This is a genomic window from Gottfriedia endophytica (assembly GCF_017814275.1).
GTDB lineage: Bacteria > Bacillota > Bacilli > Bacillales > Bacillaceae_G > Gottfriedia > Gottfriedia endophytica.
This window is the reverse complement of the sequence record NZ_JAGIYQ010000010.1, coordinates 88061-106794: the sequence shown is the minus strand read 5'-3', so window position 1 is coordinate 106794 and position 18734 is coordinate 88061. Positions and strand designations below refer to the sequence as shown.

Here is an 18734-nt window from a genome sequence, read left to right as displayed (position 1 = left end):
TGACTCCCCAATGTTGTAAATAAACAGTTATACTAAAAATTCTGACTTACAAATAATTGAAATACTCTATTTTTCACCTTCTAGATTCCACTTTTCAACTATTTGATAACTCGGTGTACTTTTTGGATAAATTTGATATAAAACAATAGAGGAAACTTCGATTGTTTTATTTTTTATGTCCAAAGTTGAAGGAATCGAAAAATCATCCTTAAAAGCAAGGTTAAATCTTTTAGCAAGTGTGATATGTGGCTTGTACGGTCTTTTTTCTAATTGAAAACCGACCTTTTCACATGACAACGAAACATTTTTTTGAAGTTCATCTAGTTCCTTACTTTTTTGTACTCCAGCCCACCAAACACTTGGATTCTTTGAAGGTCCAAAATGGCCAAGATCTGCAAGTTGAAGTGTAAAGGATTCAATAGATAAGAGAGACTGCTGAATTTCTTCAACAATCTCTTTTCTTTTATCCTCTTCAACAGGGCCTAAAAATGCTAATGTAATGTGAAAATCTTCTTCGGCAGTCCATTTTTTAAATGGAAGCTTACCTTTCCAAACATTCGATAGATGAAATAATTCTGTTTTTAGATCATTCGATAAAGGAACAGCTATAAAATAATGTCCGCTCACGAAGCAATCTCCTCTTTGCTAGGAATTTTAGAAGTACTTTTAAGATATAACATAATTCCAACTCCAATAAAACTAAGCAAGGCGAAAAGGATATAAATAGCATGGATTGAATAATAATCAGATAAATAGCCTCCGATAAATGTACTAAACCACGCGCCTAAACCTAGGCCAAAAGATGCATAAAGTGTTACAGCAGTTGATTGGAGTTCCTGTGGTGCTAGTTGTTTAACATACTGTAAAGCAGCAGGAATGAATAATCCTACTGTTAAACCTTGAGATATCGATGAAACATAGACCAGTATTAAAGGAGGTTCAGTAAAATAAAGTACCCAGCGTAATGCAGATACACCTGCAGATAGCAATAAAATATTATACATGCCAAAACGAGAAATCAATCTCTTTGCGTACTGCATAAAAGGTGCTTCACTTCCCGCTGAAATTAAGAACGCAATGCCTACCCCAGTTAGTGTTCCCCCTAGATTTTGAATATAAAGACCAAAATACGTATTATTTGCATTTACTGGACCAAACACGACAAAGGCAAAAAATAGGAATAAAACAAATTTTTTCTGTTTTAACAAGTATGGTAACCCTTTAATAACGGAGGTTTTCTTAGTAGTTGGTGTAGCTGAAGGAAGTAAAAATCCAATCAAGATACCTACAAATAATAGAAATGCAAAAATATAAAAAATAACAATCAGTCCATAACTTTTTGCTAACTCACCTGAAATTAACGCAGCTACTGCAAAACCGATTGAACCAAATAAACGGATAGAACCATAATTTCCACCAATTTTTTGAATATACGTTAGCGAGATACTATCCGACAAAGGTATTAATGCACTTTGGGAAATTGCTAGTAAAATAACCATAATAACTAAAATGGAAAAAGAATTTACAGTTGAATACATTAAAGCAATTAAGATCGAACTAAACTGTCCAATGAGTAACATTTTTTTAGGGTTTTGAGTTAAGTCACTCAACATCCCCCATAATGGTTGTGAAAATATCGTAACAATTGGACTAAGTGACATTAATAATCCAATTTGACTTGTGGTCAAGTGAAGTTGGTCTTTAAAATAAACGGACAAAAGCGACGACGTAGATCCTATCGCAAAATAGATACAAAAATAATAAAACTGAAAAATCATCATGGTGACATTTTTACTTCTAGTTGTTAAACTCAAATTTTTTCTCCTCTCAAAACACCTTTGTAAAACTAAAAAAATGATAAAGACAACATTAAAATGGACTGTCCTAAATAAATTACTATTTTAGGACAGTCTTTCTCATTTATTGTTGTTTTATTTAATTAACTCCGCAATTGCCTGAGCATAAATAGCTATTGCTTTTAATAAATCATCAATTTCCGCATACTCATCTTTTTGATGGGCAACTTCAGGTTTACCTAAAAATAACGGACCGAACGCTACACCTGCACTTAATGAACGTGCGTATGTTCCTCCACCAATAGATAGTAATTTTGCTTCCTCTCCCATTTGTTCTTCATACACTTTTTGAAGTGTTTGAATTAATGGATGGTCCTGAGGTACATGGTGTGGACCTGAATTCTTTCCTTCTACATATGTAAATCCAGTTTCTTCTGCACGTTTTGCTAATGTAGAAATAACATTTTTAATGTCTGTTGTTACAGGATATCTAAGTGTTGAAGCAAATTCCCCACCGTTTTCATTCGTATATTGAAGAATACCAAGATTGATTGTTAAATCACCTGTAATATCATCATTAAATGCTACACCTAATTTTTTACCACGTGAATCGTCTTCAAAATAAGTTGTAACAAAATTTAAAAACTCAGCAGCTTGAGTATTAAAAGATAGTTTATTTAAATATGTAGCAAGTGCAATACCTGCGTTTTTCCCTAGATTTGGTTCCATTCCATGAACCGATACGCCTTCAACAACAAAAATTAGCGATCCATTCTCTTCAGTAATAGAACCTGTGCATCCTTTGTTGCTTAAAAATGCTTGAAATTCCTCATTTGAAACAGGGGCACCTTTTACTTCAGCTTTTGCATAATCAGGTACCATATTTACACGGCGTCCAGACGAAAAAGAAGTTAAAGTATAATCTCCATTATTTTCATTTCCAGAATACTGTTGCTTAAATCGGAAATCAAGAATCCCTTTTTCAGCATAAATAATTGGAAAATCTGCATCAGGAGCAAATCCCATTGTCGGCATTTCTTCTTTTGCAAAATAATGATCCACACATCTCCATTGGCTCTCTTCATCTGTACCTAAAATCATTCGAACACGCTTATTCATTGGTAAGCCAAGTTCTTTAACAATTTTCATTGCATAATAAGCAGCCATTGTTGGCCCTTTATCATCAATTGATCCACGAGCAAAAATTTTGCCGTCTTTCACAATTGCGTCAAAAGGATCATGTGACCATCCATCACCAGCAGGAACAACATCTAAGTGACATAAAATTCCTACAAGATCTTCTCCTTGACCCATTTCTAAATGACCTGCATAGCCATCTACATTTTTAGGAGTAAAACCATCTTTCTCTCCTAGCTTTAACATATAGTCTAAAGCCTTTTGGATACCTCTCCCCATCGGAGCACCCTCAGAGATTGTCTCCTCATCATAAACACTCTCAATATCTAATAATTCCTTTGTTTCTCTTAAAAAATCATCTTTACGCTTTAAAACCTCTTCCATCCAATTCACATTACTCATAACAAATACCTCCTATTTCTAACTATTAATATATTAACACTTTTTACACGAAAAGCGTAAGAGCCTTGTTTAGCCGTGGAAGGCATTGGAGGAAATACCATGGGAAGAGAAAAAAATTAGAGATAGCCCATCAAGGAAAACTACTTCCCAGCGATTGAAAAAGTACGAGGAATACAAATAAATCACTTCTCAATTTATTTGTATTCCTCTATTTAAAAAACAATTTCATTTAGAATAAAACTTTGTTACCCGATCCGAAATCAAATTTTTACAAGCTACAATCCATTAGAGGATTTATCTTTCATCAATACGCTTTAATGGTTTTTCTGCAGGTCCCTCTATTACATCACCTTTAATAGAAAACCGCGATCCATGACAAGGACAATCCCAGGTGCAGTCTCCACTATTCCACTCTAGCTCGCATCCAAGATGAGTACATGTTGTATCAACAATATGTACTACTCCATCTTCATCTTTGTAAGCACCCGCTCTTTTCCCATTTACATTTACAACAGCACCCTCACCGTTTACTAAATCCTCTGGCTTTCTAAAAGCATATTCTAGTTTTCCTTCAATTAAATGTTTCGCAACGTCAAGGTTTAAAGTAAAGAAATTTTTCACACTTGGATCAGCGTTAAATCGAGATGGTGAATAAAGATCATAATATGGATTATTTCTTTCCATAATTGTATCTCGTAATAATGAGGCTGCGACTACGCTGTTTGTCATCCCCCATTTTCGGTACCCTGTTGCTACGAAGATATTAGGAATATTCGCTGTAATCTGGCCTACATATGGAACTTTATCTAACGTAATTAAATCTTGAGCAGACCATCGATATGGGATTTCCTTAATACCAAAATATTTATCTCCAAAGACTTGTAGTGCCTCGTAATGCTTAATTGTGGATATCCCTTGGCCAGTCTTATGACTTTCACCACCAATAAGAACAAGCTTCTTCCCATTCATCATTGTATACCGTAGCGAACGTGTTGGTTGTTCTGCACTTATATACATGCCTCCTGGAAAATCTACTTCTGTTTTAGCCGCAAGTACATAGGATCTTTCAGCGTACATTCTTGTAAAATATAGTCCATTCGCATAGAACGGGAAATGAGAACAAATAATGACATGCTTACATGTTATCTTATGACCATCCCTTGTAATAACTTGTGGATTATCAGCTTTTTCTATATCAACTGCTGTTGTATTTTCATAAATCAATCCTCCAGCATTTTGAATAGAAGGTATCAAGTTGTTTAAAAACTTAAGGGGATGAAATTGTGCTTGTTGTTTCATAATGATTGCTGCTTCCGTTTCAAACGGAAGCGGGGTGCTTTTCACGTATTCACCGTTAATTCCTAATCTCTCATAAGCTTTGTATTCATTCTCTAGTTTGCGAATATAGTCATCAGAATTGGTATAAATATAAGCATCCTCTGCTGTTAAATCACAATCAATCTTGTATTCATTCACTTTATTTTTAATAAACTGTAACGCTTCATCATTCGCTTTGTAATATAGATTTGCTTTTTCTTCTCCAAGTTTTTGAATAAGCTCATCATAAATTAGGTCATGTTGGGCAGTTATTTTTGCTGTTGTATGACCAGTTGTTCCATTTAATATACTTCCGGCTTCGATTAATGCAACTTTTACCCCTTCTTTTGCAAGCAAATACGCTGTTGTAATCCCAGTAATTCCCCCACCAACAATCGCTACATCAGCTTCAATATCTGATGTTAGTTTAGAAAAGGATTGAAATTCTGTAGAAGCTCTCCAATATGGCTCAGGAAATTGCGGTAGTTCATTATTCTCGAACATAGCAGTTCCTCCTATTCCGTTTCGTCTATTACTTAATTTTTCCAACAAAAGGAAAAATCATGTATTTTTAATTTTTACATTTAGTAAAAACAAGTATTTTTATTCGAATTTCTATGATTCTATTTCATATTTTTAGCAGGTATTATGTCTTTTAAAGCTAATTTCCCATCGTTTTGATAACATGGATTTTCAACCCAATAAAAAAAGCTTGTAGACAAGGGTTTAAACCCACTCAGCCTACAAACTGAAATCCCACTACAAAGTGCGATTATCTTTAGAAACTAATAATTTTAATAACTTTGACCTATTCTAATCTAAATCATATGGATTTTATCAGCATAAACAATGATTAATTAGACCCTCAAACTAAGTAGAAAGCACTTCACTTTTAGATTTTTTCTTTAATTTATTCCCTGACAGAGTAATAGCCTTTTCAACTAATACATCCATTGCATCTATGCAATAAGGTAATACAGCGTCACTTAGCTTAATACAAGATAACTCGGTACAAGCTAAAATAACACAGCTATAATCTTCCTGATGGATGAGGTCAGCAATTATTTCTTCTAATTTACTTGACTCTGTATTTAATTCACCTTTAACATCCTTATAAATTATATCCATCGTTTTTTGATGAAACTCTTCATTAGGTATATGAAGAGTTAATCCATATTTCTCACATTCTTCTTTATATATTCCACTTTTAATTGTTCCACTTGTAGCGAGTATACCAACTTTACTTTGTTTTCCACATGACTTATAAATTTTCTTGACCGTTTCTTCTACCATATTAATAATTGATATATTTGTAATCTCATTCATTTCTTTATAAAAATAATGTACTGTATTACATGGAATAGCGATATGATTAACTCCTATACTTTCTAATAGTTGTATATCTTTATATATATATTCTAAAATTTCTTCTTTTTGATTTAATATCAAACTCGTTCGATCCGGCAAAGTTGAATGATTTAAAATAACCATATTAATATGATCCTGATCTTTATAAGCTGCTGTGTTTTCAATGATTTTTTGAAAGAAGACCGATGTAGCTTGTGGACCCATCCCACCGATAACACCTAATTTATAATCCATTTTTTCACCCAACTAAATAAATATTATGAATTATCAATCTATTATAACTATATTATTCAAGTGTTCCTCTATACTCAATTGAACTTACTTCATTATTTTCAATTAAAAAGATTAAATTTGTCCCGTCTGCTTTATACGTGTACGAATTGTTTTTTTGTTTATACCCATTTCCATATTTTTGGAGTACCTCTTCTTTTTTGGCGAACAACGATACTCCTTCTGTAGTTGCAATTGTATCGTCTGTGAACGCAATTCCTACTACATAATCAACTCCGTCCTTTTCAAAGGTATTTAGGTCAAATCCATTGTATGAATAAGTTTTTTCTAACCCTTGAAATGCACAGCTTGGTGCTTCAAAATAATTCTTCTCCTTGCCTAATTGTTTTATAATAGGAGCTGCCTTTGCATTCATTGCTATAGATACTCCATTTATTTTTAATTTATATCCATTCTTTTCTGAAGAGGATTTAGGAGAAGCTGTTTTTTGTTCTACTCCTGCTTTTACAGTTCCCTTTGGATTAACCTCATTACTAACTTTAGAGCTGCAACCAACTAAAATTAAAATGAGTGCTACAAAAAGTAAATTTACTTTCTTCATTTTTCTCCCCCACTCATTACAATTTTTTTCCTCATTGCTTATTTAATAGCATATCTTTTTAAATACCCATACTCAGCAAGTTCCTTTTGTTGATCTTTTTTCATAGCATAATAAAAATCTATTTTTTTCTCCCAAACCTTTTTAAGATTTTTATCATTTCTATGATCTTTAAGTTGATAAGTTTTCGTTAAAAAATTACCGAAATAATTAGATAATTTCTCTGCCCCAGATACATTTAAATGCAAACCACCATCATAGGTATCAACATTATAATCAAGCCCGATTTCTTTCGTTGATTTGAGAAAATTAATATATGTAAGATTATTTTTTTTAGCATAGTTTACCATCTGATTATCCCATTCATCGTACCAATTCGGATATAAGGTTGGAGCCTTTATCAATACTAATTTAATCCCATTTTCTTCACATAATTTGACCATTCGATCCAAATAATCATATGAATTCTTCCCAAATTGATAATCTGGCAATTTCCTAGCCTTTGGAATTGATCCTGCAGGTTTAACATCAACTCTCATATAATATCCATTATTAAAAAGCTTTTCTTTATTAAATAGATATTGGAAATCTTCTTTCTGTAACTTATCCCACCTTGAATGGTAACGTAAAAGTGGGAACAAATAATCCATTATATTTTCATCTTTCAGCATTGAAGCCTTAATAGACTTTAATTTAGATAAAGACATTTCCATACCGTCTAAAGTCATATGATTATACGCTTCTTTTTGAGGCTGATCATACTTCATTGATAATACGTTAAAAACTACTACTTTTGGTTTTTCATACTTTAAAGTCTCTTCTAATAAGTAATACGACTGCCAAATTAGCTGTTGAGCACTACCTCGAATATAGCTTGTTATTCCATATTTTTCCCATAATGTTATTGGAGAGAAGTTCTCATATACTTCACAGTCCCCAATAAAAATCACATCATGCTTTTTTACATCTTCCTTATAGTATTCTCCAACTAAAGAGCCTTCAACTATACCTGACATATATTTAGGCATAAGTAGCCTTTGTAAAATATACAGGCTTCCTATTAATAGAAATAATGCAATAAATCCAGTAAACAGCTTCCTTTTTTTCAATTATATCCCCCTAAAACCGATTGTATATAAATTGGCTAGATTCATAGCCTATTCCATATGCTCCTAACACAATAATAGAAATAATCAAAATATAATAGACAGCATAACGCACAAATATCGGTTTTCCTTCAAGTTTAATCCTTACATTTCCAGTTCTCTGTATTAAACTTACAGTAAGTATTGTCAGTAGGCCAAAGAAGAGAACGATATAATTATCAATTGATAATCCCAATTTCAATAAAGCCCCATTGAACAATTCAAAGTAATTAGAACTCGTAAACATAGTGCCAAACATTTTGAATGTCAAAGGTACATCTTCATAGCAATCAAACAACCGAATTGAACTCATTAACAATATCGTGCGAACAACTTGGAACAAGCGGAAATAAAACGTATGCTTTACTTTAAATTTAGTATGAAACCAGTTATAAAATGGATGGAATTCTTGCGAAATTAGAATTACAACACCATTTGTAAGACCCCATACAATAAAATTCCAACTAGCTCCATGCCAAATACCTGTTGTAAACCATAAAGTTAATACCGAAATATAGACTGGTACCCGCTTTCCTATCTCGTCTCCAAATTTACTTCTAGAAAACCTATTTAGTTTTAGCATTGGGTGCGATACAGATAGAGGGTAAAAGACATAATCCTTAAACCATGTACCCATAGAGATATGCCATCTTCTCCAGTATTCAGCGATTGATTTAGAGAAATAAGGTCGATGAAAATTTTCTTTTACTGTAATACCTAATACTTGTGCGATTCCAATAGTGATATCTATTCCACCAGTAAAATCCGCATAAAGCTGAAATGCATAAAATAACATGCCAACAAATACATAGGCTCCTTGATACGTTCCAGGATCATTAAATATGGTATTAACTGCGACTGATAACTGGTCAGCAATGACCAATTTTTTAAAAAAGCCCCACATAATCCTTTGTAGTCCAAATTTCACATTCCTTTTATCAAACGAGTGCTCTTGAAAGAGTGTTTTTGATAAATCGTCAAACCTGCTAATTGGTCCTTGAATCAATTGTGGGAAAAACGATACAAATAACGCCAGTTTAAAAGGGTTCTTTTCAGGTGAATACTTTCCTCTGTAAACATCAATGATATATCCTACACTTTGAAAAGTATAATAAGATATTCCCAATGGTACCGCTATTGTCCAATAAGAAAGTTGACCTTCACTACCAAATGCTCTGGCAATATAGTTAATATTAGCTATTGTAAAATTCGTGTACTTCATAACAGCCAATATTCCTAGATTTATAAACAAACAAAGAAGTAGCCACTTCCACTTTTTTGATTTAATTAAAGTCTTGTATTCTTTTATTTCTATTTTCGACAGTTCATTTTTACGTTGACGTAAATAATCTAATTTACTAAGTTCCAGTTGTCCAATTTTCTTACTTACCAAATAAGTAGAAATTGTAGTTACAATAATAAAGAATAAAAAATGAAGTCCAGCAAATCCATAGAACAAATAACTAGCTCCTAAGAGCAGGATCCACTGATATTTTTTAGGGATGAGATAATAAACAAGAAATAACAAAACGATAAATACTAGAAAAGGGTAAGATGTGAAAAGCATTGTCCTCCCCCCTTATTAGATATCATCTGATAAGCGACTAATTAATGCGTAAATAGCTTTTGCAGAGTTAAAATTTTCAGGTACAATTTCTTCTGCAGGGATGGCTACATCAAATTCACTATCAATCTCTGCAATAAGAGCTATGATATCTAGGGAATCAAGTACCCTATCACCGACCAAATTTTCATTCTTCTCAAAATCCACATCAGGATGTAATTCTTTTAATATCTCTACTAATTGATTCATATTTTAGTCTCCTTTTTTGTGTTAAATTCATATTCTGATAAGAACAATCGGTCAATCTTTCCATTTGTAGTTAAAGGCATCAGATCTAACTTCACTATTCGATTTGGAATCATATACTTTGGCAAGTGTTGCTTTAAAATTACTACTATATCCTTTGAATCGATATCTCCTACATAGTAAAGTACGATTTTTTGTTTTTTCTTATCATAAATACAACAAGCACTTTTTATAGGTTCAATTGAATTTACATTCATTTCAATTTCTCCAAGTTCAATGCGATACCCCATATGTTTGATTTGATAATCCTTTCTTGAGACAAATACCAATTCTTTTCTTTTATTGTATTTACCCAAATCACCGGTTTTATAAATTAATTCACGGTATGCTTTGTTTAAAGGATTTTGTACAAATACTTCATATGTTCTCTCAAAGTCTTGATAATACCCTAATGTAAGACAAGTGCCCTTAATACATATTTCTCCAACATCTCCATCAGTCACCGGTTTATTATTGGTGTCTAGTAATAATATTTCAGTATTTCTAAATGGTCTTCCAATAGGAATTACTTCATTTTCTTCTAATTCACGATCTACTATAAAATAACAAGACATGCCTGTTGCTTCAGTAGGGCCGTATAAATTAATAAATTTTGCATTTGGACAAGCTTTTTTCCATAAATGAAATTGCTTTATAGGAAAGACTTCACTACCAAAGGCAATAGTATGTAAATACTCAGGAACAAGCTTATCAAACACTTTAAAAGAAGAAATCATGGTTAAAGCAGACACAACCCAACAGACTGTATTAACTTTATATTCATTTAAGAATTCCACTAATTTAATAGGAAACATAAATAAACTCTTAGGAATAATAAAAGTTGTTGCCCCAAATTTTAAAGTAGGAAAAAGTTCTTTAAAACATGCATCTAAATATAAAGGAGTTTGGTTACCAAATATCGTATCTTGATTGAAATCCAACGCCTCAGATAAACTCTCAATATAATCAATAATTGAACGATGACAAGCTATTACTCCCTTTGGAATACCAGTTGAACCAGATGTATAGACAATATAAACAGGATCAGTATCAATAGAGGATTGACGGATATTGAATAATGATTTTTCTTCTATATTCGTTTTAATAATGTCGTCATATAAATAAATTGCTCCACTATATCCCAACGATTTTATAGAATTCTCAGAATCTTCATCACATATAATAGCTCTTGGGTTTATCTTGTTTAAGATTAATTCTATACGTGAGCTAGGCATTTCTTCATCAATCGGTACATAAAAGTTCCCCCCATATATAACTCCATAAAATGCAACAATCGTTTTGGGGTTTCTGTTCATAAAAACTACGACAGGTTGTTTATAAACACCTTGTTGATATAGAAAGGTTCCAATTGCCCTTCCCTGGTTGTAAACTTCTTTAAAGGAGAAACCAAACTGTTCATTCGCATAAGCTAATTTATTAGGAACTCCTTTTACAGTATTCTCTAAATACTCCAGTACATTATATTGCATTATTTTTACCTTCCTTTGTTATTTTAAAAATGCACTTCTCTGTTTTAACGGTTTTAAAGGTGTTGCAGGGTGTTTTGTTTTATCAAAATTATAGTAACCCTTAATTATTTTAGAGCGCGCTGCTACTTCTGCGTCTGTACGCAAGAAACCGGTATAAGGTTTCTTAGTAGGAGTAGTGTCAAAATGGTACCATCCACCTCCAATCTTTACTAAATTCCAATAATGAAGTGTTTTCCCACCAACTCTAGTAACTGTTTGATTTTCGATGCCTGCACGGGTTAATAATATCCTTGAAGTTGCATAATAATTAAAGCAATCACCATTCCCCTGCTTAAAGCCACGCATTGCACCTGCCATCCAATCTGATTTATCTGAGTGGCCTGTATAGGCAATATTTTTTTTGGCCCAGTTAAAAATAGCCCAAGCTTTTTCAATTTGGGTCATATTATTTTTTGTAATTTTAGCAAGAACCTTATCTGCTTCTTTATTTAATACCTCTGTTTTTACATCTACTTTTTTGACATGAATTGTAGAGGTAACAGTAGCTTTGTTGCCTGCAAGATCAGTGGCACTATAGATAACATGATAATCTCCTACTTTTTTTAAATTCACAGCACTGCTATCAATCTTTAATTCTACTTGTTTATCCCTATTATCTGTTACAGTTACATTCTTTTTATAAGAAATTGGATCACCAACAAAAACTGTTTGATCTTGAACACCTTTTATTTTTGGAGGTTCAGTATCAGCCTTTACATATATAGTTATACTAATAGAAGTTTTATTGCCTGAGAGATCAGTAGCACTATAAACAACTTGATAATGTCCTACTTTATTTAAATTCACTGCACTACTATCAATCTTTAATTCTACTTGTTTATCAGTATTATCTGTTACAGTGATACCCGTTCCATAAGAAACTGTGTCCCCAACAAAAACTGTAAGATCATGAGCACCTTTTATTATTGGCGGTTCAGTATCAGTTACTTCTGCAGAAACACCTTTAACCATTTTTATATAGAAAATAGTATTAGGTAGTACAACATTCCCTAAAAAAAAGAGATTATTTATTATGACCAAGCTTATTATGTATCTTCCAACCCTAGACCACATTTTATTACTCCTTTCTGTTTATACATTTAATCAAGGCTGCCTATTTTAGGCATGCTTTGATAGTTTGAATTAACATCACTTTCATTTCTCACCTCCATTCGTACAAAATCATTAAATAATTCTCTGTTAATGTATTTTCTACTTGTACTTAATATGCTTATTTTTTAACATATGCTCTGTTAAACAAGATTGTTGATATTCACTAAAAACGTTTATATTAATTTAATAGGATGTGATACGGTTTAAGTAACGAAACTGGAGCAAAATGCAAAAAAAGCTCTCATATGAGTGCTTTTTCTAGGAAGATAACCATGTTATAAATTTTATTTTTTGAATTTCAATTCTATTCTTTTTATTCTTTAACCATTAATAAATAGCAAATAAAGAAAAAAACAAGGAGGAAATCTAATGTTCCGATTAGGAATGCCTACATTAATTGAATTTGATTCATTAGAGGAAAACATCAACCTCTGCTGTAAACTTGGCTTGGACTTTATTGAATTAAATATGAATCTTCCGATATTCACACCAGAATATATTAGTTCTGAAAAACTAAAAAAACTTATGATGAAACATAAAATAGATTTTACGATTCATTTACCTGAAGAACTCGATTTAACTTCTTTTCAGCCTTCAATGAGGAGAGGTCATATTAATCGATGTAAAGAGGTTATACTTTGGGCAAGTTCTGCTGGTATAAATATCTTAAATATGCACATAAATAATGGTATATATTTTACTTTACCAGAGTCAAAATATTGGATAAACGAAAAATATGAAGCTGAATTTCTTACATTATTTCTAGATTCCTATAAAGAAATATTGCTCTTTGCCGATGAATATAACGTGAAGGTTTGTATAGAGAATACATGTAATTTCTTCCTTCCGTTTGTAAAAAAAGGTATCGATCTTATTAAAGAGCTTGATGGTTTTAATCTAACTTGGGATGCAGGACATGATGCAAAATGTCACTTTAGAGAAACAAATGTATTCGAGAAATTAGCTAAAAAGGTTACCCACATGCATCTTCATGACTTTAATGAAAATGGAGATCATCAAACACTATACACTGGCAATGTTCCTATAAACGAAAGATTACATTTTGCAAAAAAACATAATCTTTCTGTCGTTTTGGAAATTAAAACTAGTGAAGCTTTAAAGAAGTCATTAATCAATATTGATACATTTTTTTAGGTTCTTTTTTTAAAGATTGTTGCTTTTAGGTTTTCTAATTTAATAGACAGTAGTTGATTGGAACGGAAGGGGGCTCGACTCCTGTGGGAGATGCGGGAAGGCCGAGACCCCACAGGAGCGATAGCGACGAGGAGGCTCAGCTCACGCCCCTAGGAAAGCGAGCACCCTGGAGTGGAAATCAACTTACACATACTGTAATAGCAACAATGTATACGAAAACAGCCTTTAAAAATTATTTTTATATATCTTAGTAAAGTCTTTAATAACATTCTATGAAAAACTATGTCCTTTCCTAATCAGTCTTTTTATAAAAAATTCATGAAAAAAGAAGGAAAATAGCATTCTTTGTAGAATATAAATATTTTGTAATCATAATTTTATGGTTACGTTTGCGCAAAACAGTAATATTTTTTATAAATTTTTACTTAAAATTCGTTATTAATTAATAATTATAGAGTAAAATGGAATAAGAACTTACCTAAAATTATAGATCTGCTAGTACATCCTGTTATGCGCACCATAAAGCGGTAAAGGAGTGGTATTTTGAATTCGGGAACTTCTCGTATGCTGACGCGAATCAAATCCATTTACATGTACATTAGTGAAAATGGTACCGTTTCTACAAAAGATTTAGTTGAGGAGTTTGGCATAACTCCTAGAACGATTCAACGAGATTTAAACATATTAGAGTTTAACAATCTAGTTTATAGTCCAAGTAGGGGTAAGTGGGCCATAACAGGAAAGAAAGTAAAGGTTTCTTCATAACGAACACAAAAAAGGCTGTATTATTAGCATTCTAATAAACAGCCTTCTTTGTCCGAATCCCTTATTTATCCCGTAATAACGAGCAGTAAGTCCTCTACTAATAGAAGTTTCACATTATTCTTTTTCATCATGAACATGTTTTAAGAGTTCAAGCTCTTCTTCAGTTAACTCTCTATACTCTCCTAGTTCTAATGTTTCATCTAGCTTTAACGGTCCCATTTCTAAGCGTTGTAAATATGTTACTGTTTTTTCTACCGATTCAAACATACGCTTAACTTGATGGAATTTACCCTCTGTAATGACTAATTCAATTTCAGAAGTTTCTCCAGATTTTAAAATTGTTAATTCACCAGGTTTTGTTTTATACCCATCTTCTAAAACTACGCCTTCACGAAAAGCTGTAACATCTTCATCTGTTACAATCCCATCAATCACTGCAAAGTATTTTTTAGGAACATGTTTTTTCGGTGATAACAACTGATGAGCTAATTGTCCATCATTCGTAATTAGTAACAATCCTTCAGTATCTTTATCTAAACGCCCTACAGGAAATGGGTCAAAAATTGAATCTTCTAATTCTAGTAAATCAATAACTGTCTCATGTTCTGAGTCTTCTGTTGATGAAATAACTCCAGGAGGTTTATTCATCATTAAGTAGACAAACTCTTTGTACTCGACAATCTCTCCAAGTACAGTTACTTCATCTTTCTCAACATCAACATGTTCTTTTGGACTTTTAACAATCTGATCTCCAACTTTTACGACGCCTTGTTTTAATAGTCCCTTTACTTCTTTTCGACTACCATAACCCATATTTGCTAATAATTTATCAATTCTCATAGATTAACCTCTTCTTAAGACTATTCTCTTCATTTTTGAAGTGATTGTTTTTCCTAACATTTTTTCCATTAAACCAGATTTTGCTGATAGGTAAATGTAGACAATCATTCCCACTAAAATACTAGGAATTAATATCATTATAGCCTGTCCTCTACTTGCTTCATACGATAGGAATAAAGAACATATACTTTCTACAATTTTAACTGCAATCGCCATGATTGTCACAAAAATCATGATTAATAATGAGCGACGAAGTATTAGATTAAAGCTAATGTTTGCTTGTCTTTTTATTTGTATACATATATAAACGATTGAAACCGTAAATCCTATTTCAGTAGCAAGAATTGAACCATTTGCTTGCATCAATTTAATTAATGGAATATTAATCACTGCTTTTATAATTACTCCGTACAACGTACCTAATACAGCATGCTTTTGTTTATTAATTCCTTGTAAAACCGCTGCACTAATAGAATACAATGCAAAGAAAATAGAGTTTGGTGCACACCATGTTAATAGCATTCCGCCTAAATCACTTGAGCTAAAGAAAGCTGTATAAAGTGGATATCCTAACACAGCCATTCCAATTGCTGCTGGTGCAGTCAAAAAGAGAACTAATTGGAATATTTGCGATACTTGTCGCTGAAGTCCTTTATGATCTTTTGCAATATAAAACTTAGTAATTGTAGGTACTAATGTTAAACTAAACGCAGTTGCTAAAGATACAGGGATATTACTTAGTTGCCTTGCATACATGTTTAGGATTGATAATGCAGTGTCAGCTATTTTACCTTTTCCAATGGATATCATTGCATGATTAAAGGTTTGGTTGTCAATTTGTGTATATAAAGGAATTGCCATTCCGACAAATACAAATGGTATTGCATAAGTAAGTAGCTCTTTAAACATTGTTGATAAAGGGATATCAATACCAGTAGTATCTTTTTCTAGTAATTCATCTAAATACTTCTTACGAGAAAACCAATACCATAATAGTATTCCCAATCCTGCAGCAGCCCCTACGAAAGCAGCAAATGTAGACCAACCAATTGCAAGTGCAATTGATCCATGAAATACCTTAATAACTAAATAACATGATCCTAATAAAAAGATAATCCGAACGATTTGCTCAATTAATTGAGACATCGTAGTAGGTCCCATTGACTGATGACCTTGGAAAAAACCTCTTATGATACTTTGCATTGGTACGATAATTAATGCAACACTTGTCATTCGAATAACCATTACAATATCTTGAGTTGAATTCCCATATTTTGGATCTGTGGCCGGTGCAATGTACGGAGCGATAATATATAAAATTAAAAATGATAATATACCCGTAATTGTTAATAATGTTAAACCAGATGTAAACATTTTCCGGCTTGTACGATATTGTCCTAGTGCATTATATTTCGAAACGAATTTAGATACAGCCAATGGAACACCAGCAGTAGCAATACTTAAAAATATTGTGTAAGGATTATAGCCATAATTATATAATGCTCCACCCTGTGTCCCTACTAAGTGATAAAAAGGAATAACATAGATCATACCTAAAAATTTTATAAAAAAAGTTCCCACTGTTAAAATCAGTGTGCCTTTTAGAAATTTTGAATCGGACATATACTTCCTCCTACTAACCCCTTGAAGCTCTTTCAAACCAACTAATGTATTTTACCACACCGAACTAAAAAGAAAAATTAATAATTTGTTACAAAGTTGGTGCTTTTATCTTTTCATGTTATCCTAACGTTATTAACTGTAGGAAAGAAAGAGTGAAAAAAATGAATGCAGATGTAATTGTTATTGGTGGTGGAACCGCAGGATTAATGGCTTCAATTAGTGCTGCTGAAAACGAAGCAAATGTATTGTTACTCGAAAAAGGTAATGTCCTTGGACGTAAGCTTACGATCTCTGGTGGTGGGCGCTGTAATGTAACAAATAGACTTCCAGTTGATGAAGTAATTAAACATATCCCTGGAAACGGACGGTTCTTATACAGTGCATTCTCAATATACAATAATGAAGATATCATTTCTTTTTTTGAAGGAATGGGAGTAGCATTAAAAGAAGAAGATCATGGACGTATGTTTCCCGTATCAGATGATGCAAAATCAGTTGTAAATGCTTTAATTAACAAACTAAAAAAACTAAATGTACAAGTAAAAACAAATACTTCTGTAAAAGAAGTACTCTATGAAGATGGAAGAGTTATTGGAGTCCAATTACAGGATGGTAAGATCATTAACACAAAATCTGTCATTTTAGCTGTAGGCGGGAAATCTGTTCCTCATACAGGATCTACTGGTGACGGATATGCTTGGGCGAAAAAAGCAGGTCATACAATTACTGAATTATTTCCAACTGAAGTACCAATTACCTCAAACGAGCGATTTATTCAAGAAAAAACACTTCAAGGACTGGCATTACGGGATATTGAATTAAGTGTTTTAAATCCTAAAGGAAAAAAAGTTATTACTCATAAAATGGACATGCTGTTTACTCATTTTGGAGTTTCAGGTCCAGCTGCTCTTCGTTGTAGCCAATTTGTGTATAAAGTTCAACAAAAATTTAAAACAAAAGATGTAAACATGACAATTGATTTATTTCCTTCTATAAGTGAAGAAACATTGTTTCAAGAAACGATCAAGAAGGTAAAAGAAGATCCAAAAAAAGCAATTAAAAATGTACTTAAAGGATTGGCTCCAGAAAGATATTTATTATTTTTATTAGACCAATGTAAAATTGATGAAAGCAAGCCATGTAATGAAATTAATTCACAAAAAATTCGAGAGCTTGTCCAAGCTTGTAAGCAATTTACATTTACAGTAAACGGTACTTTATCAATCGAAAAAGCCTTTGTAACAGGTGGGGGCATTTCCACGAAGGAAGTTCATCCAAAAGAAATGGCTTCGAAGTTGATGAATGGATTGTATTTTTGTGGTGAAATATTAGATATCCATGGATACACTGGTGGTTATAATATTACAGCAGCTTTTGTAACAGGAAGAATTGCTGGTGCCTCTGCAGCACAATACGTAAAAGAACAGTAAACTATTTATTCAAAATAAAATGGCCTAACGAATTCTACAAATCCGTTAGGTCATGTGTGATTATCGGAGAAAAACTATCAATTTGCTTTAATAAAACATCTGTCTGAACAGCTTCCTGATATTTAATTCCTCTCACATCCGTTCATCTAGCTTTCTTACAATTTCGACCATCAGTTACGAATGGACATTAATCTGTTCTCTTTGCAGGTTAACGATTAAATATAAACGCCCATTTTCATGTACGTATCCTTCTGACAATTCATATTGATTCGTACTATCCTTTAAATGCAACTTACCAATTCGAAATTTTGATGAATATAGTTCTAAATAGCCTTCCTTAAATTTCCCAATAATCTTATCAGTGATATCAACTTTCAATAATTTTGGCACATCAACCCCCTCCTTTCAAAATTCAAAAGGTTTAATGATTTATTAT

At 32.4% G+C, this 18734-nt stretch carries 17 protein-coding genes; 3 read left to right on the top strand and 14 right to left on the bottom strand.

Going from position 1 to position 18734, the window contains the following annotated elements:
- Positions 1-66: 66 nt before the first annotated feature.
- The 11 genes from thpR to J5Y03_RS14430 form a co-directional block, all read right to left on the bottom strand.
- Positions 67-627, bottom strand: coding sequence for an RNA 2',3'-cyclic phosphodiesterase (gene thpR, locus J5Y03_RS14480; RefSeq protein ID WP_209406703.1), 561 nt, complete (start codon positions 625-627; stop codon positions 67-69).
- The gene (locus J5Y03_RS14475; RefSeq protein ID WP_245208904.1) at positions 624-1814 is read right to left on the bottom strand and encodes an MFS transporter; all 1191 of its coding nucleotides are present in this window, start codon (positions 1812-1814) and stop codon (positions 624-626) included. Before J5Y03_RS14475 ends, thpR begins: the two co-directional genes overlap by 4 nt.
- A gap of 117 nt (positions 1815-1931) precedes the next feature.
- On the bottom strand, positions 1932-3335 hold the full coding sequence (gene pepV / locus J5Y03_RS14470; RefSeq protein WP_209406702.1) for a dipeptidase PepV: 1404 nt from the start codon (positions 3333-3335) through the stop codon (positions 1932-1934).
- A 294-nt stretch (positions 3336-3629) separates the two neighbouring features.
- A complete protein-coding gene (locus J5Y03_RS14465) occupies positions 3630-5156 on the bottom strand; it encodes an FAD-dependent oxidoreductase (RefSeq protein ID WP_209406701.1) in 1527 nt (508 codons plus the stop codon).
- A 366-nt stretch (positions 5157-5522) separates the two neighbouring features.
- A complete protein-coding gene (gene cuyB / locus J5Y03_RS14460) occupies positions 5523-6254 on the bottom strand; it encodes a cysteate racemase (protein WP_209406700.1) in 732 nt (243 codons plus the stop codon).
- A 52-nt stretch (positions 6255-6306) separates the two neighbouring features.
- A complete protein-coding gene (locus J5Y03_RS14455) occupies positions 6307-6852 on the bottom strand; it encodes a hypothetical protein (RefSeq protein WP_209406699.1) in 546 nt (181 codons plus the stop codon).
- Between the two features lie 38 nt (positions 6853-6890).
- Entirely contained in the window at positions 6891-7958 is a 1068-nt protein-coding gene (locus tag J5Y03_RS14450; protein ID WP_209406698.1) for an SGNH/GDSL hydrolase family protein, read from the bottom strand.
- Positions 7959-7968: 10 nt separating this feature from the next.
- Positions 7969-9561 (bottom strand): MBOAT family O-acyltransferase, encoded by a 1593-nt coding sequence (locus J5Y03_RS14445; RefSeq protein WP_209406697.1) that lies wholly within the window; start codon positions 9559-9561, stop codon positions 7969-7971.
- Positions 9562-9576: 15 nt separating this feature from the next.
- Entirely contained in the window at positions 9577-9807 is a 231-nt protein-coding gene (locus J5Y03_RS14440) for a phosphopantetheine-binding protein (protein WP_209406696.1), read from the bottom strand.
- Complete coding sequence (locus tag J5Y03_RS14435) at positions 9804-11333, bottom strand: AMP-binding protein (RefSeq protein WP_209406695.1); 1530 nt, start codon at positions 11331-11333, stop codon at positions 9804-9806. The genes J5Y03_RS14440 and J5Y03_RS14435 overlap by 4 nt, the downstream gene beginning before the upstream one ends.
- A gap of 18 nt (positions 11334-11351) precedes the next feature.
- Complete coding sequence (locus J5Y03_RS14430) at positions 11352-12446, bottom strand: transglutaminase domain-containing protein (RefSeq protein ID WP_209406694.1); 1095 nt, start codon at positions 12444-12446, stop codon at positions 11352-11354.
- Between the two features lie 408 nt (positions 12447-12854).
- On the opposite strand from J5Y03_RS14430, the gene J5Y03_RS14425 reads away from it, so the two are divergent.
- Together J5Y03_RS14425 and J5Y03_RS14420 are read left to right on the top strand one after the other, a co-directional pair.
- Positions 12855-13640 (top strand): sugar phosphate isomerase/epimerase family protein, encoded by a 786-nt coding sequence (locus tag J5Y03_RS14425; protein ID WP_209406693.1) that lies wholly within the window; start codon positions 12855-12857, stop codon positions 13638-13640.
- 564 nt (positions 13641-14204) lie between these two features.
- Positions 14205-14405: a DeoR family transcriptional regulator gene (locus tag J5Y03_RS14420; RefSeq protein ID WP_407648447.1), complete on the top strand. Its 201-nt coding sequence runs from the start codon at positions 14205-14207 to the stop codon at positions 14403-14405.
- A gap of 114 nt (positions 14406-14519) precedes the next feature.
- Here J5Y03_RS14420 and J5Y03_RS14415 read toward each other — a convergent pair whose 3' ends face one another.
- Together J5Y03_RS14415 and J5Y03_RS14410 are read right to left on the bottom strand one after the other, a co-directional pair.
- Complete coding sequence (locus J5Y03_RS14415; RefSeq protein WP_209406691.1) at positions 14520-15245, bottom strand: pseudouridine synthase; 726 nt, start codon at positions 15243-15245, stop codon at positions 14520-14522.
- Between the two features lie 3 nt (positions 15246-15248).
- The gene (locus tag J5Y03_RS14410; protein WP_209406690.1) at positions 15249-16868 is read right to left on the bottom strand and encodes a putative polysaccharide biosynthesis protein; all 1620 of its coding nucleotides are present in this window, start codon (positions 16866-16868) and stop codon (positions 15249-15251) included.
- A gap of 161 nt (positions 16869-17029) precedes the next feature.
- Here J5Y03_RS14410 and J5Y03_RS14405 point away from each other — a divergent pair, with 161 nt between their 5' ends.
- Positions 17030-18298 (top strand): BaiN/RdsA family NAD(P)/FAD-dependent oxidoreductase, encoded by a 1269-nt coding sequence (locus J5Y03_RS14405; protein WP_209406736.1) that lies wholly within the window; start codon positions 17030-17032, stop codon positions 18296-18298.
- 174 nt (positions 18299-18472) lie between these two features.
- Here the strand turns inward: J5Y03_RS14405 and J5Y03_RS14400 are convergent, their stop codons facing one another.
- Entirely contained in the window at positions 18473-18688 is a 216-nt protein-coding gene (locus J5Y03_RS14400; protein ID WP_209406689.1) for a DUF2553 family protein, read from the bottom strand.
- Between the last annotated feature and the right edge of the window lie 46 nt (positions 18689-18734).